Source organism: Solidesulfovibrio sp. C21 (assembly GCF_047785625.1).
Taxonomy (GTDB): Bacteria; Desulfobacterota; Desulfovibrionia; order Desulfovibrionales; family Desulfovibrionaceae; genus Solidesulfovibrio.
This window is the reverse complement of record NZ_JBLODY010000027.1, coordinates 25,013-51,728: the sequence shown is the minus strand read 5'-3', so window position 1 is coordinate 51,728 and position 26,716 is coordinate 25,013. Positions and strand designations below refer to the sequence as shown.

At 50.1% G+C, this 26,716-nt stretch carries 23 protein-coding genes, 1 tRNA gene and 1 pseudogene; 15 read left to right on the top strand and 10 right to left on the bottom strand.

What is annotated here, in order from left to right; translation table 11 throughout:
- Together istA and ACMZ6R_RS10165 are read right to left on the bottom strand one after the other, a co-directional pair.
- The coding region (istA, locus tag ACMZ6R_RS10170; protein ID WP_416110992.1) for an IS21 family transposase at positions 1-1,257 on the bottom strand (1,257 nt) is incomplete at its 3' end.
- A 125-nt stretch (positions 1,258-1,382) separates the two neighbouring features.
- A pseudogene (locus ACMZ6R_RS10165) lies at positions 1,383-1,652 on the bottom strand (hypothetical protein); the annotation flags it as partial.
- A gap of 1,282 nt (positions 1,653-2,934) precedes the next feature.
- Between ACMZ6R_RS10165 and ACMZ6R_RS10160 the strand changes: the two are divergent.
- Positions 2,935-4,935: an AAA family ATPase gene (locus ACMZ6R_RS10160; RefSeq protein WP_416110990.1), complete on the top strand. Its 2,001-nt coding sequence runs from the start codon at positions 2,935-2,937 to the stop codon at positions 4,933-4,935.
- Between the two features lie 1,433 nt (positions 4,936-6,368).
- On the opposite strand, the gene ACMZ6R_RS10155 is transcribed toward ACMZ6R_RS10160, so the two are convergent.
- Genes ACMZ6R_RS10155 through ACMZ6R_RS10145 form a run of 3 tightly spaced genes read right to left on the bottom strand, consistent with a single transcriptional unit; the run spans position 6,369 to position 7,535 of the window.
- Positions 6,369-6,692, bottom strand: coding sequence for a hypothetical protein (locus ACMZ6R_RS10155; protein ID WP_416110988.1), 324 nt, complete (start codon positions 6,690-6,692; stop codon positions 6,369-6,371).
- A 28-nt stretch (positions 6,693-6,720) separates the two neighbouring features.
- Positions 6,721-7,230: a hypothetical protein gene (locus ACMZ6R_RS10150; RefSeq protein ID WP_416110986.1), complete on the bottom strand. Its 510-nt coding sequence runs from the start codon at positions 7,228-7,230 to the stop codon at positions 6,721-6,723.
- Positions 7,231-7,232: 2 nt separating this feature from the next.
- Positions 7,233-7,535: a hypothetical protein gene (locus ACMZ6R_RS10145; RefSeq protein WP_416110984.1), complete on the bottom strand. Its 303-nt coding sequence runs from the start codon at positions 7,533-7,535 to the stop codon at positions 7,233-7,235.
- A 147-nt stretch (positions 7,536-7,682) separates the two neighbouring features.
- Between ACMZ6R_RS10145 and ACMZ6R_RS10140 the strand changes: the two genes are divergently transcribed.
- On the top strand, positions 7,683-8,006 hold the full coding sequence (locus ACMZ6R_RS10140) for a helix-turn-helix domain-containing protein (protein ID WP_416110982.1): 324 nt from the start codon (positions 7,683-7,685) through the stop codon (positions 8,004-8,006).
- Positions 8,007-8,011: 5 nt separating this feature from the next.
- Here the strand turns inward: ACMZ6R_RS10140 and ACMZ6R_RS10135 are convergent, their stop codons facing one another.
- Positions 8,012-8,404 (bottom strand): DUF6573 family protein, encoded by a 393-nt coding sequence (locus ACMZ6R_RS10135; protein WP_416110980.1) that lies wholly within the window; start codon positions 8,402-8,404, stop codon positions 8,012-8,014.
- Entirely contained in the window at positions 8,397-8,618 is a 222-nt protein-coding gene (locus ACMZ6R_RS10130; protein ID WP_416110978.1) for a hypothetical protein, read from the bottom strand. The genes ACMZ6R_RS10135 and ACMZ6R_RS10130 overlap by 8 nt, the downstream gene beginning before the upstream one ends.
- Positions 8,619-9,296: 678 nt before the next feature.
- On the opposite strand from ACMZ6R_RS10130, the gene ACMZ6R_RS10125 reads away from it, so the two are divergent.
- The 12 genes from ACMZ6R_RS10125 (at position 9,297) to pheT (ending at position 23,975) form a co-directional block, all read left to right on the top strand.
- Positions 9,297-11,267, top strand: coding sequence for a hypothetical protein (locus ACMZ6R_RS10125; protein ID WP_416110976.1), 1,971 nt, complete (start codon positions 9,297-9,299; stop codon positions 11,265-11,267).
- A 590-nt stretch (positions 11,268-11,857) separates the two neighbouring features.
- Positions 11,858-12,175 carry a helix-turn-helix transcriptional regulator gene (locus ACMZ6R_RS10120; RefSeq protein ID WP_005991351.1) on the top strand — a complete coding sequence of 106 codons (318 nt, stop codon included), beginning with the start codon at positions 11,858-11,860 and terminating at the stop codon, positions 12,173-12,175.
- A 133-nt stretch (positions 12,176-12,308) separates the two neighbouring features.
- Complete coding sequence (locus tag ACMZ6R_RS10115) at positions 12,309-13,121, top strand: hypothetical protein (protein ID WP_416110974.1); 813 nt, start codon at positions 12,309-12,311, stop codon at positions 13,119-13,121.
- Between the two features lie 151 nt (positions 13,122-13,272).
- Positions 13,273-15,060 carry an AAA family ATPase gene (locus ACMZ6R_RS10110; protein WP_416110996.1) on the top strand — a complete coding sequence of 596 codons (1,788 nt, stop codon included), beginning with the start codon at positions 13,273-13,275 and terminating at the stop codon, positions 15,058-15,060.
- Positions 15,061-15,159: 99 nt separating this feature from the next.
- A complete protein-coding gene (locus ACMZ6R_RS10105) occupies positions 15,160-16,827 on the top strand; it encodes a GIY-YIG nuclease family protein (protein ID WP_416110972.1) in 1,668 nt (555 codons plus the stop codon).
- Between the two features lie 297 nt (positions 16,828-17,124).
- Positions 17,125-17,199, top strand: a tRNA-Val gene (locus tag ACMZ6R_RS10100).
- Positions 17,200-17,279: 80 nt separating this feature from the next.
- Positions 17,280-19,223 carry a threonine--tRNA ligase gene (thrS, locus tag ACMZ6R_RS10095; RefSeq protein WP_416110970.1) on the top strand — a complete coding sequence of 648 codons (1,944 nt, stop codon included), beginning with the start codon at positions 17,280-17,282 and terminating at the stop codon, positions 19,221-19,223.
- A complete protein-coding gene (infC, locus tag ACMZ6R_RS10090; RefSeq protein WP_416110994.1) occupies positions 19,204-19,746 on the top strand; it encodes a translation initiation factor IF-3 in 543 nt (180 codons plus the stop codon). The genes thrS and infC overlap by 20 nt, the downstream gene beginning before the upstream one ends.
- 25 nt (positions 19,747-19,771) lie before the next feature.
- Entirely contained in the window at positions 19,772-19,969 is a 198-nt protein-coding gene (rpmI, locus tag ACMZ6R_RS10085) for a 50S ribosomal protein L35 (RefSeq protein WP_005996013.1), read from the top strand.
- A 41-nt stretch (positions 19,970-20,010) separates the two neighbouring features.
- Entirely contained in the window at positions 20,011-20,364 is a 354-nt protein-coding gene (gene rplT / locus ACMZ6R_RS10080; protein WP_416110967.1) for a 50S ribosomal protein L20, read from the top strand.
- A gap of 1 nt (position 20,365) precedes the next feature.
- The gene (gene pheS, locus ACMZ6R_RS10075; RefSeq protein WP_416110965.1) at positions 20,366-21,412 is read left to right on the top strand and encodes a phenylalanine--tRNA ligase subunit alpha; all 1,047 of its coding nucleotides are present in this window, start codon (positions 20,366-20,368) and stop codon (positions 21,410-21,412) included.
- 157 nt (positions 21,413-21,569) lie between these two features.
- Entirely contained in the window at positions 21,570-23,975 is a 2,406-nt protein-coding gene (pheT, locus tag ACMZ6R_RS10070; protein ID WP_416110963.1) for a phenylalanine--tRNA ligase subunit beta, read from the top strand.
- A 147-nt stretch (positions 23,976-24,122) separates the two neighbouring features.
- Here the strand turns inward: pheT and ACMZ6R_RS10065 are convergent, their stop codons facing one another.
- The 3 genes from ACMZ6R_RS10065 to ACMZ6R_RS10055 all read right to left on the bottom strand — a co-directional run bounded on the left by ACMZ6R_RS10065 (position 24,123) and on the right by ACMZ6R_RS10055 (position 26,013).
- A complete protein-coding gene (locus ACMZ6R_RS10065; protein ID WP_416110961.1) occupies positions 24,123-24,584 on the bottom strand; it encodes an RES family NAD+ phosphorylase in 462 nt (153 codons plus the stop codon).
- On the bottom strand, positions 24,584-25,018 hold the full coding sequence (locus ACMZ6R_RS10060) for an antitoxin Xre/MbcA/ParS toxin-binding domain-containing protein (RefSeq protein WP_416110959.1): 435 nt from the start codon (positions 25,016-25,018) through the stop codon (positions 24,584-24,586). The genes ACMZ6R_RS10065 and ACMZ6R_RS10060 overlap by 1 nt, the downstream gene beginning before the upstream one ends.
- A gap of 173 nt (positions 25,019-25,191) precedes the next feature.
- Positions 25,192-26,013, bottom strand: coding sequence for an alpha/beta fold hydrolase (locus ACMZ6R_RS10055; protein ID WP_416110957.1), 822 nt, complete (start codon positions 26,011-26,013; stop codon positions 25,192-25,194).
- Positions 26,014-26,184: 171 nt separating this feature from the next.
- Here ACMZ6R_RS10055 and ACMZ6R_RS10050 point away from each other — a divergent pair, with 171 nt between their 5' ends.
- Positions 26,185-26,484, top strand: coding sequence for a MerR family transcriptional regulator (locus ACMZ6R_RS10050; protein ID WP_416110955.1), 300 nt, complete (start codon positions 26,185-26,187; stop codon positions 26,482-26,484).
- Positions 26,485-26,716: the final 232 nt, after the last annotated feature.

Below are 26,716 nucleotides of genomic sequence, written 5' to 3'. Positions count from 1 at the left end.
CACGTACTCCTTGTCGGCCTTGTTCTCCTCGAACCGGTCTCGCAACGCGTCGTAAGCACGCCGGAAGACCAGGGAGGGGAAGAGGTCTTCCTGGTAACGATAGAGACGAAACGCACCGGGCTTTTTCACCAGGGACCAGATGATGTGACGGTAGTTGATCCGGTGGCCGCCGCGTCCCAGGAGGCGTTGGGTGGTGAGTTGGACCTTGCCGCCGTAATACACGTCGATCCTCCCCTCATAGACTCTGACCATAATCTTTTCTCCAATGAGTCTGGAGGGTACGGAATAGACATTGCTTTTGATGGAGATGGTGCTCCAGGAACTGACCCTGGTATCGACTTCTGTAAATTCGGGAAGTCTGGCCATCGTTACTGGCCGCATCACAGCCAGTTCCTCCCCAAGCTTCGTTTGCCGGGGACGGTTTGTCTTGAGCAGCATCCGCCACAACCACATTTCGTAGGCGGTGGCGCTTTCAAAGTCGTTACTGCCGCGCAGAAGCAGGTATTGTTTCAGCCGATTTTTCAGCCCCCGGTGCATGGCCTCGACATCACCATTCTGCTCCTTTTCGCCGACAGCGATGGTCCTGGGGTGCATGCCGAAGTGACCGACCATGGCCGCGTATTCCTCGTTGAAGGCCCGCTTGCCGCTGGTCAGGTCATGGGTGGCCGCCGTGGAGTTGTCCGTTTGATGGAATTTTGGCGCATGGCCCAACCGAAATAACGCTTCCTGCACGCCTCGTTTGAGTGCGGTCAGCGATTCGGAGTGGCAGACCGTGGCCCATTCCCAGTTGGAGTATGGCAGCACCGGATGACACAGCATGTGCGGGAAGGCCTCGCCCTGTATGGTCACGCCGAGCTTGCTGGCCCAGGTGAAATCAGTCTGCATGGCCTCACCAGGACGATGTGCTTGAGGGAAGAAGACTTCCTTGTCTGGGCCGGCCAGCCCCCGCCACTGCTTGACCCGACGCTGCAAGGTCCGGAGCTGACCTGGCTCGTAAAGGCCAGGATGATGCTCCTGCAATTCCTCAAAGATCGTGCGCGCCTCAAGGTCCGGCTCCGCAACGAGGCGTGCCTCAATCAGCGGCCAGTGCTGCTCAAAAGGATCGGGGCGAGTCCGCCAGTCCCGGACCGCTTTCATCTCCGAGGGCAGTTTGCCCTCCTTGAGATACTTTGCCGCCGTGTTGCGGCTCATGCCGGCCCGTAGCGCGGCTATCCCTGTCCGTCCCGTCTTGGTCTTCTCGCTCATCAGCTTTTTCACCTGCGCATCCGTTATCATTTCAGCCGGCTATCATCTTTCCAAGAGGGAAACAGCCGGCAGTCTCCCAGGGAGGGAGGATGCACAATTCTAATTGTCGCTGATGCTCAAGAATAATTGTCGCCGATCAGGATGCCCTGTTGATTCACCTTCGGCCGCTTCGAGTCCTTCAGGTACAATCCCTTCACGTCATAGAGCACGCGATCCGTGCTGATGAGTTTCAGAAGGTACTGCTTGAGCGTCTGCTTGTGCTTGATGCCCATGCGCTCCATTATCGCAGGAGCGTCCAGACCTTCTTTGACAAGGCTACGAAGAATCTTCGGATCGTACTTCGATTCGATCTTCTTCTTCGCCTTCCCGTCCGAAACGTCAGTTGAATTACCATTCTTGGCTCCCATAACGGCTCCTTTTGCATGGAAATGTTATTTTACAGTATATATCTCTACGAATTGCTGAAAAACGCGGGAAAACGCGCATTTTCGGGGTAAAAATGCATCAAATTTCTCGTGTTTCTGGGGTGGAATTCGTAAATTGGCAGGAGGAGCCCGTTCCTGGGGTTTTTCCCGTCAGGGGACACCTAACCATAGGACGAGCCCCGAACGCCCAGGAGAAGGGATTTTACGGGGGGTGTCCCAGGACCGGTTTTGTGGCTGGAGCAGGAGATGGGCAGATTGACGCAATGATTTTGCCGTTCGAACAAGAAAAAGGCCCTCACTGAGTGAAGGCCTGTGTAAAGAACCTACTTTGCATTTTACAGAGTCACGATCCATCCGAATTTTTTCAGATGGACACATGGCTCTAAGAGTCGAAAGGAACGTCACCGATCCTAGCACTCTGTTGCAACCGTACAAGCGGTTTTCCCGCATACGGCTACGTCAATCGGTATTCGATGTATCAAGGTTGTCTAGAAAGTTTAAGCAGCTTTTAATAATGCTGTGCTACTCGAAAACAGCGGGGTTAAGTTTTTATAGGTGGCAATATTTCTATAGATCATTTCAAATTTCAATTTACCTGATACATCGAATGCCAATCGATAGTTTCTTACAAACTTCAGTCGCCCTTATGGAAATCAAGCTCTCCGTCTCCATAAGAATTTTTCCATAAGGGTTTCCTTTGGTCAATTTCAATCCGTTGAAGCCATCCCATGTCTAATCGCATCCATATTCCAAAGCATGATTTCACTTGATCTATCATGCTGTGCGAAGATCAATATCTTGATCAACGGACTTCGGTTTGCCATGAACCTCGTCCGGATATATGGGCCACCACGACTTCTGCATCTTCGATACATACGGGCTAGCTTCCGTCGCAACCTCTCCCTTGTTGAATTACTTCATAACAAGTTGGTCGTTCTTGGGGAGAAATGATTCGAGGAGCATCGCGCGATCAATCCCATGTATCCCAAGGAACGTTTATTTTTTGACTTGCTGTCTCTTCAAGAGGGGACAGCTCCCAGCGAATTTGCTAGGACTGGATTTAAAATCTACAAAGCGCCCATGGCGTTGAGTAAATTGCAAAGTTACTTTTCTATAGTTTATTTGCCAGGTATTAATATCTCTACGAGTTGCAGCAATAGTGACTGAGTCGAAGAAGCGGATCGTTCTGCTTCCATGCTGACAATCGAACCGGGGAGTGGTTGAGGGCGGAAATTCGCTGTGCTAAAAACCTGCTGAAATCACTATGGACTCCACCTGGAACGAAATTCACCGACTGGTCCAGCAGGCCGATCAGCTTGACGCTGACGGTCGTCTCACGATTTTTGAATTTCTGGCACAGATATTTTCCCTCATCCCTCTCCGTGACCGATTTCCGACTCAGGCCGAGATCGAGGAGCACGGTTCGCTGGCCAAAGCGGCCAAGAAGTACAAAGCTCCGACCGAAAAAGGTTGGAATCGGTGGTGTCGCGAGAAGCGGCCCTTTGACCGAACGGATTTCAGCACCGACCGCGCGGGTGTAGCCTGTGGCCCAGCCAGTGGTGTCCTGGTGCTCGATGTCGATAATCCCCATCTGTTTGACGCATGGATGCAAGAGCATCATCCAGATGAGTCGCTGCCCGTGACCTTGAAAGTGAAAACTGGCGGCCACGGTGAGCGATTTCATTACTATTTCCAGTATCCATCCGGGGGTGAACAATATTTTTGCCGTTCAGTAAAGGGCATCTTCGACATACGCGGCATCAGTGGCCAAGTTCTTTGTCCCGGTTCGTTGCATCCAGAGACACGAAAGCCCTATATCTTTGCTGAGAGAGCTCCCATTGCTCCTGCGCCGTTATGGCTTTTGGAAATGAGCAAAAAGTCCGAGGGTGGCAAGAAAGATGACGACGAACAAAGCCATCTCGACAGTATAAGCGAGAAACAGGTTCTGGAGATTGCTCCTGTAGATAGTTTTTTGTCTAATTTGAATCTGTCAGATGACACGAAACAGAAAATCCTCACAACTTTTCCTCAAGGGCAAAGGTCTGAACCATCTTGGTCCGTTCTTTTGGGGTTGCTCAATGCCAGTGTTGATGAGCAAAGTATCCGCACTATTTATCAAACCTACCCCATTGGAGAAAAAGCAAGAGAAAATCCAAAGTGGTTTGATCGTGAAATTCAACGAGTGAAACAAATTATTGCCCAAAATCCTATAGGGGTAAATATGCAACTCGGTTTCTCTTCTGGAGCGAATCCTTCATCTTCTGACTCTGAGTATGGAATTGTCAATGCGTTTGAAGTCTTAACGGCGCAAACAAGCTTTGAGTTTCTTATAGATAATTTTTGGCCAAAAGATGAACCGTTGCTGATCACTGGGTATGGTGGGGCTGGCAAGTCTGTTCTGACCTTACAAATAGCAATGGATCTGGTTTTCCCCCCAGCCAATGGGTTCTTGAACAAATTTAAAGTGCTTCATGGCGGACATCGTGTTCTTTTTGTGCAATCTGAAAACTCTTTGGTTGGAATGAGACGGAGGCTCGAACTTATACGCGGCGCTTATGCTATCCCTGAGGATGTTATTCAACAGAAGCTTTTCTTTCTCGGTAGAAGAAATGACATTCGGGCTTCTGGTGATATCGATAGTAAACAATTTCAAGATGTAATCAAAAAGCACCATAGTTTGATAGGGTTTGACATCATCATTGTAGACCCGCTCATAAGCTTTCACAATAAGGATGAAAATTCAAATGACGAGATGCGTAGGCTTTTAGACAATTTTTCAGAATTCTGTGAAAGCATCAAGGTTTCGCCGTTAATTATACACCACCATGGGAAATTTAAGCAAGAACGAGGCGTTGGTGGTGGGCGAGGTGCAAGTGCTATCGGTGATTGGTCTCCTAACACCTGGGAACTCGAGTATAAAGAAAAAGACAAGAAATTCAAATTCATCCATAAAAAAGCTAGAAACTTTATGTTGAACGACGATCTTGTGCTGGAATTAAAAAGTTTGAGGTTTACGGCTAATCTCCAGCAATCTAGTGGGAAAAATGATACTACTTACTATGTTATAAAAGCTTTACAAAATTTGAATGGAGTTGCTCAGACTCAAACGGTGCTGAAGAATGAAGTTGTTAATGTTTACAAAGCAGAAAATCCTGCTGGAAGTATTACCGCTGTGACGGCTGTTAAGTACATCACAGATGCCGTTAATAAAAACGCTGTTAAGGCCATCCCTGGAACACGAGGATCGATATCCTATCAGCTTTAACCCATTATACTGACAATTCACCTGCAAGATTTGTTTGGTTGCAACGGTTGCAACTTTCGACAAAATTTCAACTTGCAACAAAAAATCTAAAGATTTTAATTTGTTACTGCTGTTTTTCAGCTGCAATTGCAAGTTTGCGGTTTGCAACTGTAACCCATTAAAATCTTTCAGGTTCAACTGCAAAAATTTGGTTATATATTAGAGGGGGGTTGCTTACGCACCCCCTCCTGTCTCACAATAGTTTAGCAATGTTGAAGGAGAAGGAACTTTTCCTGCTAAAGGAACGAAAGAAACTTTCAGCAACTTTTGAAACAAACTTTGCTAATCTTTCTCCAATTTGAAAAGAATGTTCTTGAAGATCTTAAATTTGATTAGTCTATTTGGTTTTCAAAAAAACTGTGTAAAAATGCTTTCGCTTGCAAATGAGACAGAGCAGACAATTGTTGTCAATGTCTGTGTAACTACTGAATCTATATCGGAACCATATAGCGTTCAGGAGATTGCCCTTGAAAACTTTTCAAGCTATGAGAATTACTTCTTGGTTATAAAATTTGTAACCGATCTATTTGCTGTTGTTGGCGACGTGGCTTGATAGAGTTTTCCCTGTCGATGGAGATGTTATAGATATTATTTGCACACTGGTTTTTACATCAAATGCGAGGGAAGAGGGGTAGCCGAGCCTTTTCTGTTTATTCTCTTTTTCTCTGTCTCAGGTGATGACGTATGCTGACCGGGGAGGATCAGGCCTGTCTCGTGGACGATACAGAAGGAGCGGGAAGTGGTAGCTGCTGGCCACGTAGAGGGGGGTGATGTCTGAGCCAGTCTATGGGGAGCCCGTGTCGATGACTGCTGGTGATGATGCCGCCGGGTAGAAAGTGGGGCGCTCCTGCCAATCTGCTTAAATCGCTCCGTTATCCTGAGGTAATTTCTCGATCTGGGTGTCGAAAGGCCCTGGCCCAGATCACCGTGATTTGGTCTGAATTTTCATCAAATTTTCTCGGTTTTCAGCGTCATTGCGAAAAGTGCAGGAACCTGCATCATTAGACATGCTGAATTCATTGATTTTTTCTGAAGTGATTATTCGCTAGATTCAGAGCGAATAGGTAAAAATAGGGTGTGCTCATGGCAGGACTCTGCGATTTCATCCCTTCGTCAAGTCATATGTCGCCAAATACGAAGGAAACCGCGTTTTTGGGGTACGGGAAGGCGGGCGTGACGGTGTCCTCCTGTTGTTCACCACTTAACCCCCAATTTTCGACAGCAGGTGCTCAAAATGCCGGGGTAAGACTTTTCAGTCTCCCACAATCTAGCGAGAAATAGCTGTTTTCTGACAATTTACATCCACTTGTCTCAAAGCGCACCTCAGTTATTTCATCTGAAATTCGTCGGGTATTGCCACATGGTATGTCGAACCCATCTGACGCAATTTGCCGTTATTCTTCGTCAAAGCGGATTGAACTGAGAATTTCCTTCAACCCCGGAGTCGTTTTCGGCAATTTCGATGTATCGATGGGACCACGGGGAAGATCAACCCCGATAATGTGCGCGAATGTATCACCAAAACCTACGATATTTGCATCCGCTGTTTTTCTATAAATAGTAAAGCTGTCTGGGATGAGCTCGCCATTGATATCATAAGCCGCATTTTCAACGACAATCTCCGCTCCAGATACCGCTATTGCTTCGCGGATATTTTCGAGTTGCGAGTTCGGATAAATCGCAAGGAAAAGTTCACTACGGAAAGTCTTGTTTTTCATAGATTTCACTTCAGTGTTAATTTTGCCGTTAAAACTGATCCTTCTTCGCTCCGGCTTTATCTTTCAAATACGTCTCGTACTCTCTCTCCGTTATCTTGTACGTATACGTAATCTCAGAAGCAGAAGAATCCACGTCAATAAAGAAAACCAATTTTACGCGTTTCCAATTCCAAGTCCCTATATATTGCTCCAAAGAATCTTCTACAGAAGTACATTCACCATACTTCTGCTTGAACATATTAAAAACTTGTCCAGGATTGCAGGAAGAAAAAGTCATATTCACTTTGTAAATTCTTCCGTTGAAGCCTTCGTAAGTCAAAGTGTCGAGTTTGCAGTCACCGATAGCCATCTCGTCACCGGATTTCTTGAAAACGTCGATCTTATCATCCCTTGAATATTGCTTGGTCATCCCAGGAATCGCGGAGTAGTAGGTGTCCCATTCGATGCCCCGAAAGTTCAACGGTTCCGTGCTTCTTTGCGCAAAGCAGGGTAACGGCAGCAGCAGTAGGATAAGCAAGCAAACAACGCTTCTGTTCATTTTTAATTCATCCTCCGAACCAGAATCTTCTTTCCGACACCGCTGACGAGTAAGTAATAGTGGCGTCTGTCCTTGATAATCGTACACAAAGGGCTATTTAAATCCTTGTCGTAGCTGAAAGCGCTTCCTAAAGTTTCAAAGACTTCGCCAGTCGCCATTTTGACAATCGTTCCCGTCTGTATCCCATCCTTTTCCTTGAACGTATTCAGGCACTGGCTGTACTTGATGTTGTCGTCAGCCAGTCCCGTGGCAGGGGAGAGCAGGGCGAGCGCGACAACGACGGTACCGATCAACCTGGTTTTCATGGCAAACCTCGTGCTTTTCCTGGTTAAGGTTGTTTTCGGCTGGAGCTATTAATAACTTTAGTTGCTATAATTTGCAAATTAACCAGCCGATCATTTGTTATGTAACCGGAATCATTGCCATATCCTCTACACTAGCGGAGGAATGGCATGGACAGCGTACAAGACCTTTTCGGGAAGAAAATCAAATCGATACGTCGCGCCAGGGACATCACCCAGGAAAAACTGGCGGACCTGTCCGGTCTGTCCCTCCAGTACATTGGGGAGATCGAACGTGGTCGGCGTAATCCGTCCCTGACCAGCATCGAGCAACTGTCCAAGGCGTTGGACATCCCCATGGCGGAACTGTTCAGTTTGGAGGAGTTTCGGTTGCCACCGGAGGAGCTCAAAGCGATCCTGATCCGGCAGATTGAGACTGCTGATGAAGATCGGTTGCGTACCTTTTTCAGCATGGCCCAGAACCTGTTCCGGTAGCGGGATCAGTCATCCTCGGGCAGCATAATGGTCAGGACTGGCTCAGCGGTGTCACCAGGACCGATGTGGGCAATGACTTGGACGGTTTCTGTCCTGCCTGGTGCCATCAGAAACGCGACTTTGAAGTACGCTCGGTCGGTCCCTTTGCTGGTCCGGGCAGCGATCATCGCCAGTGTCAACAGATCATGGAGCCGGCCAGTCACGCTTTGACCTTGAGATTTTAATTCTTCAGGATCAAAAGCGACATAGCCGTGGAAGAGATGATCGGTAATAGCGACAGGGACTTTGAAACCGTGGGCTTTGGCCTCATCCGTGACGTCGATGAGGACACCGTCAGCGATGGCCTGTGCCCTGGTGTAGCTGTAGATGAGGTTTCCAAAAGCGTTGTCGTTACTCATCTGAGCTATCTCCATTTTGCATATCTAAAAGAGCATCGAGACGTTGACGGAAGTTTTTACACAGTGTGATGCCGACTTCCGAGTATGAGCGCGTTAACTCCCCATAAAGCTCGACGGAAGTGGAATCCATAATCTGGAAGAGCTGCTCAATAGGACGAAATGCGGTAATTATTTCGTCCTTCAACGTGAGTTTATCGGGCTTGTTTTGGTCCATGAGGTATCCTTTTGCTGTTTAGAACCAAGGATACCCTGCGACGTGGAGACGGTCACGGGGACTTGTGGGGTTTTGGAAACAGCCCTATGGAAAAGGGACGTTGGGTGTAGGACGCGATTTCCTGGGATTTTGGCCCAGGGGGGAGTCCAATGGGGGAGCTTTAGAAAAACGTCCCAGGAAGGGCCCGGTAGAGGGCAGGGGAGGGATGTCCGGGGAAAAGCCCAAGCCCAAATTTCCCCAGGGGAGTGCTTCGGCAGTTTTCTCGGAGAAAGTATTGCTATTTTAGCTGGTTCTGAAGTGCAGGTTCCTTCATCTTTTGATTTACAGCAGATTGAGCTGTGAAATTGGTCTGTTTGGAGCAGGATCAGCGACACTAAGTCCAGTGACTCTTCCCTTGGAATCTCGGTGAGATAGCTGGATTTTGCTGAAATCAGCTAGAAATAGTAGCGTCCATTGGCAGAGTCCTGCGAATTTTCAGTCCCGCGAGTACTGAAACAGTTCCATTCCTGGTCCTGGTGGAGGGTAGGGCAGGGGTGTAGAAGGGGCTGGAGAAAACCGCATAAGGGGAGAAGGGTAAACTAGTTGTGCTTGTAATTATAGCGGTGACAGTATAGTCATTGAGAGCGTAACGGAACTACGTAATGGAAAATATGCCTAGAATAGTTGAGGAAACTCAAGATGGAAATTAATGAATATCACCCTATTGATTTTAAAAATGCTGTCGACCAAATGGCAAGGCCAGAAGTTGAAAAGAAGCCTTTGCTGCCTGTCTTTGAAGCGATCCATAATTCTATCCAATCTATACAGCAAGCTGATGTGGAAAATGGAGAGATCATAGTCAGTTTTGTCCGTAAGGACGATGAATTAGACCCTAAAGGTATTGTTGAAATTCAAATAGAAGACAATGGTCTTGGATTCACTAAGGAAAATATACTTTCATTTGGAAGGTTATTCTCAACATACAAAAAAAATAAATTTAACTGCAAAGGAATCGGCCGTCTTGCTTTTTTTGTCCCTTTTTTCAATGTTAATATTGAGAGTATTTATAGGGAAGGTCAGCATTTTTTCGAAATAAATGAGACAGTAACTGAGAAAAATTTTTACACGATAGTCCAAGTCAAGCCAAGAGAAGTTAAAAATACAGAAGTTTCGACCAAATTAACACTTAGCGGCTTAAACCCTTCCTTTGCGTCATTATATAAAATCCCGTCTGGCACAGTAAAAAATGAGATCGTCCAACATTTTTTGCCATCGCTGCTTTCGATAAAAAATATAAAGTTTAAAATTGTTGATGGGGAAGAGTATTATTTAGATGATAGTGTACAAGATGTGACTCGTGATGCCCCGATTGTTTTAGATCGAAGCACTTTTGAAATTTATCACCTAAAAAATCGTTCACCGCATAGGGCAAAGCACAAGGTCATCCTTTCTGCTGATGGAAGGAGCGTTAAAGAGGAGACAATTAACTTTTTACCGGCAGGGAAAATTGGTGAAGGGACTGATAAATTTTACTTAAATACTGTCGTTATATCAGATTATTTAAATGAAAAACTTAATGCACAAAGAACAGATTTCAATATTCCACAAGTAAAGTGTCATACAAATGAATGCATTGATTTAGGGACTATATATGGCAAGGTGTTTGAGTCTTCAAGGGCTTTTTCGAGAGAAAGTATTAAGTTTTTAGAGAATGTTTTGGATCGGCTGATAGAAAAAACATTTGATGATTTACCCCACCTTTCGTTTTTAAGAGAGGATAATGATATCAGGAAAAATCTCAGACTTGGAGATGATGCCAGCGCCGTTAAAGATGCATATGTTAAGAAATTTGCAGAAAAGCAAGTCGAAAGTTTCAATTATGTTAGAGCAATATCGAAAAAATACGAAAAAACAGGAATTCCATGTTTTGATGAATTTCGTGTAGAAGCCCTTGAAAAATTAGATGAAGGAATGAAGATTAACCATGCCCCGCTTGTTTCTTACATTAAATATCGAGATTTTGTCCTAAATTTATACGAGAAACTGCTTGAAAAAAAGGCGGATGGAAATTATCAACCAGAAAAAATTTTACATAATATATTGTTTCCGACAAAAACTGAAAGTGTTGACGCGAAATCTGACTATTTTAATCATAATCTTTGGATAGTTGACGATAGGTATGCTGTCTATGATTTCCTGGTGTCGGATATGCCGGAAGGTGCTTTCTTAGGGTCGCCATACGATCCGAAGGATAAGCGATATGATATATGCGCAGCATATTCTGATCCTAGCGGAGAAGAACATAATGTATTTGTCGTCGAATTGAAAAAAACTAGCTTGCCGTTGTCGGAAAATAATGATCCTATTTCACAGCTCAAAAATTATGTTCAAAGAATGATAAATGGCAAAATGACAAGATATTCTGGGACACGGATCAACATCACGGGATCAACCCAGTTTTTTGGTCTTGTTCTTTGTGATATACATAGTGGATATTTTAAAGAGTATATGATCGGCGGGCATAGTTTGAAAAAGAGACCAGATGGAAAATCTTATCATAGTGTGATGTTAAATGATAGGCTATTCGTAGAGGTGACAAATTACGAGAATTTATTGGATATTGCACATCTTAGAAACAAAGTTTTTATTGAAAAGCTCAATCATAAATAGTCTAGAGAAGTTCTCTGGAGAGCATGAGAAAATTTTTGTAAAGCCTCTGAACAACTTAAGCCCCAATATCCCCAGGGGAGGGCTTCAACTGTTTTCTCGAAGAAAGTATTGAGATTCTGCTGGTTCAGAAATGCAGGAAGCTGCATCTCCTGATTTTAAGCAGATTGGGTAGTGAAATCGTTACTTATCAGAGCAGAATCAGCGGCATAAGAGCTGGTTTGGTCTTTCCCCGTGATTTCAGTGAAATAGCTCGGTTCTGCTGGAATAGTCAGGAAAATGGAATACCGGGTCGCAGGACTCTGCGATTTTCAGTCTCGATCAGTGCCAATGTCACAGAAACAGCCCCATCACCGGTCCTGGGAGAGGGTAGGGCAGACATAGTGACGTATCTAACCGTAATAATGCACTTTCTGAAATGCGCGTTTTCTCGCGTTTTTGATCAATCAGTATTTACACCTTTTCGAGGATATCCCATCTTTTGCCGTTAAAAATGATTAATCAGCTTTAGCACGACTCCAGTTGACATCCTTTGTTTTTGCTTTAAGCTCAAATCTGAAACTACGACATCAAAAAAACAAGGAGATGTACCCATGCCTATCGCATCTAAATTCGACGCGATGAAACTTCGCACCATGATCACCGAAGGTAAAACTGCTCAGCAAATTATGGATGCCTTCGATATTCCCAAAACCACCCTGAAAAACCATCTCACGAAGCTGATGACGTTGGATGAGAAGTTCTACAAGATCGAAGGGATGGATGCTCGTGTGGCATCTGGAAGCGTGAAGTTCTCTGGTACTGGTCTCCGTCTGTCCCCGACGCTCCTGGCCAACTACGGCTTCAAGCAGGGCGACGAGTTCAAGGTCTCCTGCTTGGAAGAGGGGAAGATTGTGCTGGAGAAGAAGTAGCTAGAATTTCGGATAGTTCTGTGAAGAGGCCCGCGTCGACCTGGAAAATTGGTTGACGTGGGTCTTTACTTTGAATTTTTGAAAGTGCTATAGATAATGCTACTTGCGTGAATAAATTAAAGGAAATCGCCCAATGCCTACATGTGTTACACCTCAATGGCATATTGATGTACCTGGCACTCGCTGGTTTAGAGCTGATTTACATGTGCATACATTAGATGACCATCCTTGTTCAGAGTTCAAATGGCCCGCTGGTGTTTGTGGTGAACCTAATAATGAAGAAGTGCAGTCATTATACGCAAAAAAATTTTTAAAAAATGCTATAGAAAAACAAATCGAAGTAATCGGATTAACTCCACACGCAATTCGATCAAGTCAAACATCGGATTCAAGCGCTACATGGGCGATAGTAGATGAATGGCTAACTGGGGTCGATAATGATGGAATAGCTTTCAAGGATAAAATATATGCTATATTTCCAGGATTTGAACCAAGTCTATATAACGGAGCAGCGGGTCTACACCTATTGTTTTTATTTGACCCTTCAATTGGCAAGCAGGCGTATTTTGACGCTTACTCCGAAGTAATGGGAGCTGTACCTGCATGGCAGGGAAATTCTCTAAACATGAGTAATAAATCAGCGTGGGAGGCTTTTAACTCACTGCACACGTTGCAATTACGATTAAAACCTGACTGGAATTATATTTGTTTAGCTGCTCATGCCTTTGGTGAAAAAGGGTTATTTAAACTCCAAAGTCAAGTCCTGGGAGCATTTCCACATCAATACATTTCAGGGTTGCAACTTGGAAATTCTATGATTCCAGAAAGAGCATATATGAACAAACCGTGGCTGAAGGATTCTATGAAAGAATATCATCAAGGATTTTTCCATTCTAGCGATTCGTATTCTTTTGATGACATTGGTAGTTTTTTTTTCAATGTTTAAGCTGGCGAGCCCGACAATAGAGTCACTTCGACAAGCTTTTTTGGCAAATGATTCAAGAATAAAAATATGCTATATAAAACAAGATGAAAATATGGTTTTAGATTCAAATTTACCCCAACCTTCCCCCTGGAATAGGTAGTGGCTAAAATCAATTAAGATTACTGGTGGATGTTCTTTCTTCAATTCGGAAATTGACCCACAAAAACCTGCCTATGAAGAATTTGATTTTAGTCCAGATTTAACGTGCATTATAGGTGGAAGAATGTCTGGAAAATCTACATTGTTAGATGGGATTCGTTATGAATTTAAGCATGAGTTGCCTAGGAATAAGCAGTTACAGAAAGATGTCGTTGATCGAGCTAAAACAAAATTTTTATCAGGGAATCCTTCCCTTGAAATAGAAATTAAAGGACCAGAAAATGAAACACTACCTCTTAAAGATCGTTGGTGTGCACGGTTCTATACTCAAAGAGAAATACAGCAAATTGCAAATGATCAATCTTCATTGAAAAATATCATATATAGCTTCAACGATAACGGCCATTGCGATCTGAGTGATGCTGAGAATGAATTGCTATCGTTAAATACTGACATTGAATTGTTGGCAAATAAATTGCTAACTGCAAGAGAGAGGCTATTGCAAGCCGAAAGTATATTCCTGACTGCAAAAAAATCTAAAGAAGCTCTTTCTAAATTCCACGATGCTGGCATAGATGATCTAGAAAATTTGCAGAAAGATGCATCAAAAATCAAGCAAAATACTACAAAAATAGTTGAAGCAATTGCTGCTATTAGTTCTTTGCCACAAAACATTGAGAGTATTGCTCCTGGTGACATGTTGCATGCGTTGTCGAAAGATTTATTAGATGAAAACAAATTGGGTAATGATCTAATCTATAAGACGAAAAAATATAAAATCGCAAGGCGTTACATGCTATGCATTGTAAATTCTTTATTGAAAGACCTGAGTTCACTTTCTGCAGGATTCGATATGTTGCTATCTAAAACAAAAAGCAATATCATAGAAAAATTAGTTGAGCTCGGCGAAGCACCTGAACTAATCAATCAGTTTGATAAATTAACAAGAGACTCGAAAGATTACGAAATCGCTGAAAAAAATCTTCTGGAGGCAAAGATAAAATATCTTCATGATCTACGTGATTTTGTTAAAAAAATTAAAATCAGACGAAATTTGCTTGGAGCCAAAGGAGCTCTGCTATCCAAAAACATAGAATCTATTTCAGAAATATTTAATGATTCAATAAAAGTTTCTATTATACAAAATGGTTGCAACGAAAAACTAAATGATTGGGTGCAAAGTTTAAAAGATCAAGGAATAACGCGATGGTGGAATAGCTGTCGAGAAAAAAAGCATAACGTATCACCACAAGAACTTTATCATAATTTTAAACACAATAAATTGGACCTATGCGGTATGAGCAATATCGTCTCCGGAAAATTTATATCAAAAATAAACTTCGAAAATAAAATAAAATTGTTGAGCATATATAGTGAAGATACTTTTGTTGTAGAGCTTTTAGTTGACCAAGCAAACAATGACTACAAACCCTTGCAAGAGCTCTCTGGTGGAGCCCAGATTAGTGTTTTATTGTCATTGATTTTAGAATCTGGTGATTCTACACCACTTGTTATTGATCAGCCTGAAGATGAGATAGACAAAGCTTACTTATTTGATGTCCTTATCCCTTCATTGCGTCGACTCAAAGGAAAACGGCAAATTATTTTTTCAACACACGACCCAAATATTGTAGTGAATGCTGATGCTGATTTAGTAATATATCTTGAGGCAAATTCAAAAAAAAGTTGTGTAAAATCTAGAGGGGCAATTGAAGAAGTTGGTATAAAAAATGCGATTATAAAAATACTTGATGGCGGTGAAGAGGCATTCAAACTCCGAAAACAAAAATATGGGTTTTGATTTGCATTGTAGTTTTTAAATAAATCTATGCCAATCTTTTATAAAAACATAGAATACGCTGGCCTTTATGACTTGCATAGGTCTATAGGCCAGAAGCCTATGGTTAGTGTGGAAATATTTTGTTCGAGAATCCGCTCCAGACGCATTAAAAACAATGGTGAACTAAGTGATTTGGATATATCACAAGCTCTTTTTTTGGATAAACATGAGTATTTTTCGCGGTACGCCAAAAGAAAAACTGAGTTAACAGTGGATGGTAAAACTATAATTCTTGAAGAATACTTTGAAAAATATAGTGGCCATGCTGTGTCCTACGGATCTTTTCGGCAGAGAGCTCTATGTCTAAATAAACGGCATATTTTGGATAACAATTCTTTAAATGACGCTTTGAGTAGGGATAATAGTAATTGGATTTCTTTCTATGGAGGAGGAAGGAAAAGAGGATTTGTCTATGAAGGAGACCTGTATCCGAAGTATTGTGGGAAACATTTTAATAGTGTAACATCTTTTTTGCGAACGGTTGGGAAATATTCAGAAAAAGCAACAATATGGAGTAGATTGAAGAAAAACTGGAGATTGGATGACGCTATATCAGAACCAGTCCTTTCTATTGATGAGCGACCTGGAAAAATATATTTGATTGAGAATTCTTGTACGCATGAAAAATACGTTGGCTTGACTGTGATGTCTTTACAAAATAGGTGGGGGCATCATCTACGAACGGCATTTGAATCGATTTCAAACACTCCATTGCACAAATCTATAAGGGAGTTTGGAAAAGACAATTTCACGATCACCTGTATTGAGGAAAACCTTTCACAAGATATTTTGCCAGAGAAAGAAAAGTATTGGATCGAAACTCTTGACACAATTATACCCAACGGTTTGAATGTGTTAGAAGGTGGACAAACTGGTGGCGGACGAAGAAAAAAGATTATCTATGACGGTGTTGAATATGCTTCAGTGGTTCAAGCGACCTGTCTTCTTTCGCAAAAGACCGGTCTACCAGAACACGTAGTTGCAAAGCGGTTATTAGCAAATGAAAAAATGCCTGTAAAGGCTAGGACGCATAGTAAACATCCTGATGCTGGGTCTAATCTCTGGCGCAGGTGGAAACAACTGATTAGAGATACGAGATTAAATATTCGAAACGGTGAAATAGCTAACGAATGGTTTGAATATGATAACTTTAAAAATGATACATTAAAAACCTACAATCCTGCACTTTGTTTAACTCGTAAAGATGAAACTCTTCCATGGGGAAAAAATAATTTTGAGTGGACTACTAAGAAAGAACGCGTGACAAAAACTTTTGGCGGAAAGTATATTATTGAAGGAATAATTTATAATTCTTTGACAGCTGTTGCTGAAAAATATGAGATTAATTTGACGACATTGAAATATAGAATTGACAAGCTACATATGAATATTGAAGAAGCTGTAAACAGGAAATTGGGTAAAACGTCAAAAAATAATAGTGGTGGGATTGTTTTTGAAGGTATCCGCTTTGACTCTGCAAATAAAGCCCATATTTATGCTGCTCAAAAGTACAATATCTCGTTGTCTAAAGCAAAAGATAGAATAACTCGCGGATTGCCACTTGATAAACCTGATCATGCTATCCCTTGTGTGGTTAATGGGATTAATTTTAAAAGTGAATCAGCTGCCGCAGCACATTTCGGCATAAACAAAAGTACATTTCAAAAAAGGAAAAGGTTGGGATGGTCTTTGGAGCAAGCACTTGGACTTATAGCGAAAGAGGCGTGATCCACTGTAGTTTGCCGTGCAGCCTCCTGCATCACCACATAACCCCTTGATATTTCTAAATAACATACTGAAATGATTAATTATTTCCATTAATCCATCCTCCCCAACGTCCTTTTTTCTCCTCCCCAGAATAAAAACCCCTTGACCTCCCCGTACCAAATCCGTACTTACCCCGAGCCAACGACGCGCCAACGAAGCCAACGGTTTTGGCCCCCAACTTTTTCTTGGGAACGAAAGATTTGGGGTTGACTTCGGGACGAGTTTGGGGCATTTAGCCTGTTCCCTGATTCTGTTTATAGGACCGTAGCTCAGGGGGAGAGCGCTTGCTTGACACGCAAGAGGTCGGGAGTTCAAATCTCCCCGGTCCTACCAGCTTGCGACCAACAGGGAGGCCTCGGCCTCCCTTTCTTTATAGAGCGATTGGGGTGTTACCGCCACCCAAAGAAGGCAACGTGCTCGTCACTTTAGAGGATTCATCCCTGGAGGCTGCTGCCGGCGAAGCCTGCGGCCAGGTTCTGTCTCGGGGCATTTCCGGTAAGCGCATGAAAAATGCCGTGGCCTGTCTGGTCGACGGCAAAGCTCTCGATTTGACCGCGCCGCTGCCGGAAGGAGCGCGCGAGATCGCGCCGGTCGCCGCCGACTCTCCCGAAGGGCTCGCCATCATCCGGCACTCGACCGCCCACATCATGGCCGAGGCCGTCAAGAAGCTTTTCCCCGCCGCCCAGGTGACCATCGGTCCGGCCATCGAAAACGGCTTCTACTACGATTTCGCCTTCGAACGCCCCTTTACGCCTGAGGATCTCGAGGCCATCGAGTCGGAGATGCGCAAAAGCATCGCCGCCAATGCCCCCTTTTCCTGCACCTCTGTGCCGAAGGCCGACGCCAAGGCGCTTTTCGCCTCCCAGGGCGAGGTCTACAAGCTCGAGATCATGGACGAGAACATCGTGGGCGACACGGTTTCCCTCTATCGTCATGGAACGTTCACCGACCTGTGCCGCGGCCCCCATGTGCCGACCACGGGCGCGGTCAAGGCGTTCAAGCTCCTCTCCGTTGCCGGCGCCTACTGGCGCGGCGACGAGAAGCGCCCCATGCTCCAGCGTATTTACGGCACCGCCTTTGCCTCGGAGGCCGATCTCAAGAAGTATCTGCATCATCTTGAGGAAGCCAAAAAGCGCGATCACCGCAAGCTCGGCACCCAGCTCGACCTCTTCAGCTTTTCCGAGGAAGTCGGCGCCGGCATGCCCATCTGGCATCCCAAGGGCGAGCTGATCCGCACAATCCTCGAGGATTTCGAGCGTCGCGAGCACCTGCGGCGCGGCTACCAGCTCGTGCGCGGCCCGCTCATCCTGCGCCGCGAACTCTGGGAGCGCTCCGGGCACTACGACAATTATCGCGAGAACATGTATTTCACCGAGATCGACGGACAGGCCTACGGCATCAAACCCATGAACTGTCTGTCGCATATGCTCATCTATAAATCGCGCGTGCGCAGCTACCGTGATCTGCCCCAGCGCTACTTCGAGCTCGGCGTGGTGCATCGCCACGAGAAATCGGGCGTGCTGCACGGGCTCATGCGCGTGCGTCAGTTCACCCAGGACGACGCCCATATCCTGTGCCGCCCCGATCAGCTTCTTGAGGAAATCGCGGGCGTCATCAAATTCGTCCAGGATGTGGTGGCGCTTTTCGGCTTCGACTACGAGGTGGAGTTGTCCACCCGGCCGGAGAAGTCCATCGGTTCGGACGAGGACTGGGAACGCGCGACCAAGGCGCTCATCGACGCCATGGATTCGCTTGGGCTGCCCTACGACATCAACGAGGGCGACGGGGCCTTTTACGGCCCGAAGATTGACATCAAGCTCAAGGATGCCTTAGAGCGCCGTTGGCAATGCGCCACGGTGCAGTGCGACTTTACCTTGCCGGAACGTTTCGATCTCGTCTATACGGATGCGGATGGGGAGCGCAAACGGCCCGTCATGCTGCACCGGGTGATTCTCGGCGCGGTGGAGCGATTTTTAGGCGTGCTTATCGAGCATACGGCCGGGGCGCTGCCCACGTGGCTGTCGCCGGTGCAGGCGCGCATCCTCATCGTTACAGACGCCCAGAAGGACTTTGCCGAAGAGGCCTTGGCCAAGCTCGCCGAGGCCGGCATTCGGGTCGAGTTGGACGAACGCAACGAAAAGCTGGGCTTCAAGGTTCGCGAGGCCCAGATGGAGAAGATCCCCTACATGCTCGTGGCAGGGGATAAGGAAAAGGAACTCGGCGGCCTGAACGTGCGGCTGCGGTCCGGGGAGAATCTTGGCGTCAAGTCCCTGGACGAGGTCGTGCTTATGATTACGGCCGATTGCCAGGAACCGTTTAAGCGTGGAGGTATGCGCTATAACTTCCGCTCCCAGTAGTGACCCCCGGTGTAATCACCGGATTCGTGCCCGTGAAGTGCGGGTGATCGCCGACGACGGTGCCCAGGTGGGTATCATTCCCACCAGCGAGGCGCTGCGCATGGCGCAGGAAAAGGGACTCGACCTGGTCGAGGTCGCGCCCAACGCCGATCCGCCCGTGTGCCGCATCATGGACTTCGGCCGTTTCAAGTACCAGCAGCAGAAGAAGCTGCAGGAAGCGCGCAAAAAAGCTTCCACGGTCCAGCTGAAGGAGATCAAGGTCCGGCCCAAGACCGACGAGCACGATTACCAGACCAAGCTCAAGCACATTCGCCGCTTCCTGGAAGAAGGGGACCGTTGCAAGGTGACGGTGTTTTTCCGCGGACGCGAGATCGTGCACAAAGACCGGGGCGTGCTCATCCTGTCCCGTGTCGTGGCTGATCTGGGGGAACTGGCCAAGGTGGAGCAGGAGCCGCGCACCGAAGGCCGCATGATGACCATGCTGCTTGCCCCGCAAATCAAGAAAACGCTCGCGCCTGCTTGATGCGGTCGCGTCCAAGGAGTCCGATATGCCCAAGATGAAGACCAACCGCAGCGCGGCCAAGCGGTTCACCAAGACCGGTTCCGGCAAGTTTGCCCGCCGCCGGCAGAACCTGCGCCATATTCTGACCAAGAAAAACGCCAAGCGCACCCGCCGCCTGGGCCAGGGAACCCTGGTCGACAAGGCCAACGAAAAGGCCGTGCGCCGGCTTTTGCCCTACGCCTAGGCGGACTGGGCTTATCCATACCACGCTAAAGGAGCCCGATCATGCGCGTCAAACGTGGACAAGCCGCCCATAAGCGGCACAAAAAATATTTGAAGATGGCCAAGGGCTTTGTCGGAGCCCGCGGCGTTCTCTACGAAACCGCCCGCGAGGTGGCCGAACGGTCGCTGGTTTATGCCTACCGCGACCGCAAGCAGCGCAAGCGCCAGATGCGCAAGCTCTGGATCATCCGCATCAATGCCGCCGCCCGCCTCAATGGTCTGTCCTATAGCGTGTTCATGCGCGGATTGACCCTTGCCGGCGTGGAACTGGACCGCAAGGTCCTGGCCGATATGGCCGTGCGCGAAAAGGACAGCTTCCAGAAGCTGGCGGAGCTGGCCAAAGCCAAGGTGAATTAAGTTGGGAAGCCAACCCACGCTCGTTGCCGAGCTAGAGGGCCTGGTCGGGGAGTGCGCCGCGCGTCTCGACCAGGCCTTGGCGCTTGAGGACCTCGAGGAAATCCGGGTCGCCTATCTGGGGCGCAAGGGCCGGCTGGCCGCGCTCATGTCCCAGCTCCCGGGCCTCGATCCCGATGTCCGTCGCGCGGCCGGACAGGCCGCCAACACGGTCAAGCAGTCCCTGACCGGCCTGTACGACGACAGACTGGCGGCGCTCAACCGCGCGGCTCAAAACGCCGCCCTGGCCGGGTTCGATCCCACAGAACCGGGACGTGTCCCCTTTGCCGGAAGCCTGCACCCCATCACCCTGGTGACGGCGGAAATCTGCAAGGCCTTCGCCGAGCTGGGCTTTTCCATCGTCACCGGGCCGGAGATCGAGACCGACTACTACAATTTCGAGGCGCTCAACATGCCTCCCGAGCATCCCGCCCGGGACATGCAGGATACGCTGTACATCACGGACAACGTGGTGCTGCGCACCCACACCTCGCCCTTGCAGGTCCGCACCATGCTGGCGCAAAAGCCGCCGGTCGCGGTCATCGCCCCGGGCAAGGTCTACCGCCGCGATTCCGACCTCACCCATACCCCCATGTTCCACCAGATCGAAGGGCTGCTCGTTGGCGAGGGCGTGTCCATGGCCGATCTGCGTGGCACGCTGACCGCCTTCGTGCGCCGTATTTTCGGTCCGAAAACCAATGTGCGCTTCCGACCGAGCTTTTTTCCCTTTACCGAGCCGAGCGCCGAAGTGGATATCTCCTGCGTCATCTGCGGCGGCACGGGGGAGACCGAGGCTGGCACCTGCCGGGTGTGCAAGGGCACCGGGTATGTCGAGATCCTGGGCTGCGGCATGGTCGATCCCAACGTGTTTGACGCCGTGGGTTACGACACCGAACGCTACACCGGGTTCGCCTTCGGCATGGGCGTGGAGCGCGTGGCCATGCTCAAGTACGGCATCGGCGACCTGCGCATGTTTTTTGAAAACGACGTTCGGTTCCTCAGCCAGTTTTAACGTTTAGGGGCTCTTTCCCCATCCCTGACCCGGCTTTTCGCCGGGCAAGCCCACACCAGGGCTCCCTTTGGGAGTTTTTCGGGAGGGTGGGGTCCGGGGAGGGAACCCCTTTTTGCAAAAAGGGGTTCCCTCCCCGGCCGCCGGAGGCACACACATCATGCTGCTCAGTTTAGCCTGGCTGCGCGAATTCACGCCCTATGAGGGCACTCCCCAGCAACTTGCCGGCCGTTTGACCATGCTCGGCCTGGAAATCGAGGAGATCAAAAATCCCTTCGAGGACATCGCGTCGGTGGTTGTCGGCAAGGTGCTCACCCGCGAGGACCATCCCGACTCCGACCACCTGTCCTGCTGCACGGTGGACGTCGGCGGGGAAGCGCCTCTGCCCATCGTGTGCGGCGCGCCCAATGTCGCCGCCGGCCAGCATGTGCCCGTGGCCATGGTCGGCGTGACGCTGCCGGGTGGGCTCACCATCAAGAAGAGCAAGATTCGCGGCCAGGTGTCCGAAGGCATGATCTGCTCCGAATCGGAGCTGGGCCTGGCCGAGGAACGCAGCGGCGGCATCCTGGTCCTGCCCGAGAGCGCGACCATCGGCTGGAGCCTGCCCGACGCATTGGGACTCGACACCTGCGTGCTCGACGTTTCCATCACGCCCAACCGGGCCGACTGCCTAAGCGTCCTTGGCATCGCCCGGGAAGTGGCCATGGCCTTCGACCTGCCGCTCACCCTGCCCAAGGTGTCCTATCCCGAGTCCGGTCCCAATGCCGCGACCCAGGTGGCCATCGAGATCGATGACCCGCAGCAGTGTCCGGTCTACCGGGCCAAGCTTGTAACCGGCGTCACGATCGGCCCTTCCCCGGACCGCATCCGCTGGCGGCTTTTGGCCATCGGCCAGCGCCCCATCTCCAATATCGTCGATGCCACCAACTACGTGCTGTTCGAACTCGGCCAGCCGCTGCACGCCTTCGACCGGGCCAAGCTCGCCGGTAACACGGTCAAGGTGCGAAACGCGGTCGAGGGCGAGAAGATCACCACCCTCGACGGCCAGGAACGCCTGCTCACCGCCCGCGACCTGCTTATCTGCGATGCCGGAAAGCCCGTGGCCCTGGCCGGCGTCATGGGCGGCGAGAACAGCGAGATGGGTTCCGACAGCACCGAGGTGCTGCTCGAGTGCGCCGTGTTCCGCCCGGGCGCCATCCGCAAGACCGCCCGGCGGCTGTCCCTGCCGAGCGAGGCCTCCTACCGCTTCGAGCGCGGCGTGGATCAGGTCGGTTCGGTCTACGCCATGCATCGGGCCGTTTCGCTCATGCTCGAAACCGCCGGCGGCACGGTCCTGCCCGGCGAGGCCGTGGCCGAACCCCGTCCCTATACGCCACGTGGCATCGGCTTCCGTCCGGCTCGGGCCAGCCTGCTTTTGGGCGAGGAAATGCCCGAGGATTTTTGCCGCAAGACGCTTACCGCGCTGGGCTGCAAGCTGACGGACACCGATCCCTCCGGGACCATGGCCGTGACCCCGCCGTCGTACCGCCTGGACCTCGAGCGCGAGGCGGACCTCATCGAGGAAGTGGGGCGGGTGTACGGCCTGGACCGCATCGCGCCGAAGCTCCCCCGGGTGTCCAAGTCCCTGGACGACGCGTCGCCCGAGACGGAGTTCGGCTTCTGGGCGAGGCTTCGGGCCTACGCCGTGGGCGTCGGGCTTCGCGAGGCGGTCAATTACAGCTTTGTCGGCCACAGCGACCTCGATCTTTTGTGCCTGGATGCGTCCTGCCGTGTTTCGGTGGCCAATCCGCTGTCCGAGGAACAAAACGTCATGCGCCCCATGCTGGCCCCGGGGCTGCTGAACTCCGTGCGCCACAACCTGGCCCAGGGCAACGCCAACCTGCGCCTTTTCGAGGTGGCCCGGATTTTCACCGCCGACGCGGCTTCGGACTCCACGGCCCGGGAGGCCGGCCGGATGGGACTGGCCTTGCACGGCGCGCGCCATCCCGAAGCCTGGCCCTGGCCCAAGGACGTGGAAGCCGGCTATGCCGACATCAAGGGGCTGGTGGAAGGGCTTCTTGCCCATTTTCATCTGCCCGAGCCGACCTTCTCCCGGGTCGAGGACCAGCCCTGGCTGGCGCCGCAGGTGGATGTGACCTGCGGTCCGGTGCGCCTGGGGCTCATCGGCCAGGTCACGCCCGAGGTGGCCGACGCTTTTCATGCCAGAAGTCCGCTGTGGATCGCCGAACTGGATATCGATGCCTTGCGGGTCCTGGTCGACGCCCAAAAGACGGTTTTCGCGCCGCTGCCGGGATTCCCGCCCGTGCGCCGCGACATCACCCTGGCCGTGCCGGCCGGCGTGACCGTGGGCGCGGTGCTGGCCGCCCTCCGTGGGGCCAACGTCCCGATCCTCGAGGATGTCGTGCTCATCGACGCCTACAAGCCCGAGGGGGCGGCTGACCGGCGGCTGACCTTCCGCATCACCTACCGCCACCCGGCAAAGACGCTCAAGGACAAGGAAGTGGACAAGGTCCACGAGGGACTGGCCAAGTCCGTCCTGGCCTCGCTGCCCGTGACCCGGCCATAACCCGGGGCAGGGCGGTCGCCCGGCGTCCCGTACGCGTGGCGACGATACGATACGAAGGAAAGAGCCCCGGCGCGCAGGCGTCGGGGCTCTTTTGGCGTCGGGAAAGGGAGGGTTGGAAGGCGTTGTGGAAAAACGGCTTTGCCAGGGCTATTTGATCAGCCGTGCGTCGAACGGAAAGGGGCGTGGCGCAGAGGCGGAGATGGACGCGAAATCGGGATGGTTCGGGTTGATCAGATAGTTCGTTTCCTGGGGGATCACGACGCTCGGGACGGCAAGCACGGGTGTCCGCCCTTGGCTGATCCAGGCATCACCAATGTGTTTGCAGGCGGGATGTTCGATTCTCTGCCAATCGGCAGGCAAGTCGTGCGGGGAAATGTTTGTGACAAGCCTCGAAGCGAACATCAATCGGATGCAACTGTATTGCGCTGCGGCAAGAAGTGTGTAGTCTTGTACGTGCACAAGGATTTCAAGTTCTGCCAGAGACAGTGTCGCTGCCGCGTAGACGACAGCCTTTCCTTTGGTGTTCCAACGCCCACCGTAGGCTTTCGCGCCATCTCCGGACAGCGCCGTTGCGATGTGTCGCGTTTGGAAGACACGCCAACCGGTCATCAGCTGAAGACGCCGTATTCGATGCGTCCTAAGACATCCAGGACAAAATCAGCACCTTCTTTTGTTTCGGCATACTGAAGAGGGGACTTTTTTTGAAATATGGCCAGGGGCTTGGAAAGCCACTGCTGTGCCTTTTTTGTGTTGCCAAAAACTTCTGTTGCACGCTTGATGATATCGGCAATGAGAGAGATATCCTCAAAATTTTCAGTGTATATGGCAGAGTCAAGGGGGCGTTTTTGCAGGATTTGTGGAGGAAATGTGCTGCTGACAGTGTATTTTATTCTGGTACTACTGTAACTCCCGCTGAGGCATAAGCCCCTTCTTTCGCAGAGCGCAAACGCCTCGGACAGCGCCTCCCGCTTCGCCCAGGCACGGGCAAGCTGCTTTCCTGAACGGGAAGAAACAGATTGTTTGCGTTTCGGATGCACAGGCATGTGAAAATCTCCTTATCAAAGCCATAAAGATGGCCATAAGCCGTGTCAAGGAGGCGGGGATATCATGGGTTTTTCATGAGTTCGGACGCGGCCCTTGGGCGCAGGCAAGTTCTGTGCGAAAAGCCCCGGCGCGCAGGCGTCGGGGCTCTTCTTGCGTCGGGCGGGTCGGCGGGCTAGCCCTTGATGAAGGCCAGCAGGTCGGCGTTGACCTTGTCCTTTTCCGTGGTGCACAGGCCGTGGGGTGCGCCGGGGTATTCCGTAAGCGTCGCGCCCCTGACCAGCTTGACCGCCGCCCGGGAGGCGGCGTCGATGGGCACGATCTGGTCGTCGTCGCCGTGCAGGAACAGCGTCGGCACGTCGATCTTTTTCAAGTCCTCGGTCTGGTCGGTTTCCGAAAAGGCCTTGATGCAGAAGTAGGCTGCCGGAAGGCCGGCCAGCATCCCCTGCCGCCAGAAGGATTCCCGGACGCCTTCCGAGACCTTGGCCCCGGGCCGGTTGTAGCCGTAGAAGGGCAGGCTCAAATCCTTGAAGAACTGGGAGCGGTCCTTGGCCACCCCCTCCCGGATGCCGTCGAAGACGGCCATGGGCAGGCCGCCGGGATTGTCCCGGGTCTTCAGCATAAGCGGCGGGATCGCGCCGATGAGCACGATCTTGGCCACCCGGGCCGAACCGTGGCGGGCCAGATAGCGGACCACCTCGCCGCCGCCGGTGGAATGCCCCACATGGACCGCGTCCTTGAGGTCAAGGGCCTCGGTCAGCGTGGCCAGGTCGTCGGCATAGGTGTCCAGGTCGTTGCCGGACCAGGTCTGGTCGGAGCGGCCGTGGCCGCGCCGGTCGTGGGCGATGACCCGGTAGCCGTGCGAGGCCAGGAAGAACATCTGATCCTCGAAGGCGTCGGCGGTAAGGGGCCAGCCGTGGCTGAAAACCACCGGTTGTCCCGAGCCCCAGTCCTTATAATACAATGTCGCGCCGTCTTGGGTGGTAATGGTCGCCATTGTCGTATGCTCCTTTGGGCTGCGCTGTGAGCCCCTCCGGGGGCGCCTGTCGACGCCTGACGGTTGCGGGCAAAACCCTTTTCCCCGCAGGGTAGTGCATCACGGGCGATTGTAAAGCCTGCCCGCCCCGGGGTTGACCCCGGAAGGCGTCTTGGCGCATGAACACCGGATATGCCGCAACGGACCTACAAGATAGGTGAAGTCGCCGGTCTGACGGGACTCAAACCCTTTGTGCTGCGTTTTTGGGAAACCGAATTCCCGCAGCTTTCGCCCGTGCGCACCCAAAAGGGGCAGCGCCTCTACACCGACGAACACCTCGAACTCATCCACCGCATCAAGACGCTGCTTTACGAGGAAAAGCTCACCATCGACGGCGCGAGACGCCGTCTGGCCGACGACAGTCGGGATGGCCCGCTTTTGCGCCAGATCTACGACGAGTTGACGGCCATCCGGCGTCTGCTCGATGCCTGACCGCTTTTGTCATGCCCAAAAAAACACACCTATTGAAAATCGGTTACACATTCGTTTCGAACGGATGCCGCGCCGCGGCTGGCGGCAGGCTGCCCATAGCGGGGCCCATCGCGGGTATTGGCTATGGACGTGCCCTGATTTTTACATTATTGAGACTTCGCCGGCGGTCGTGGAGAGAGACTGGCCGCACGGCGAGAGACGGGAAATTTTTAATAACTGCCGGTCGTGCTGG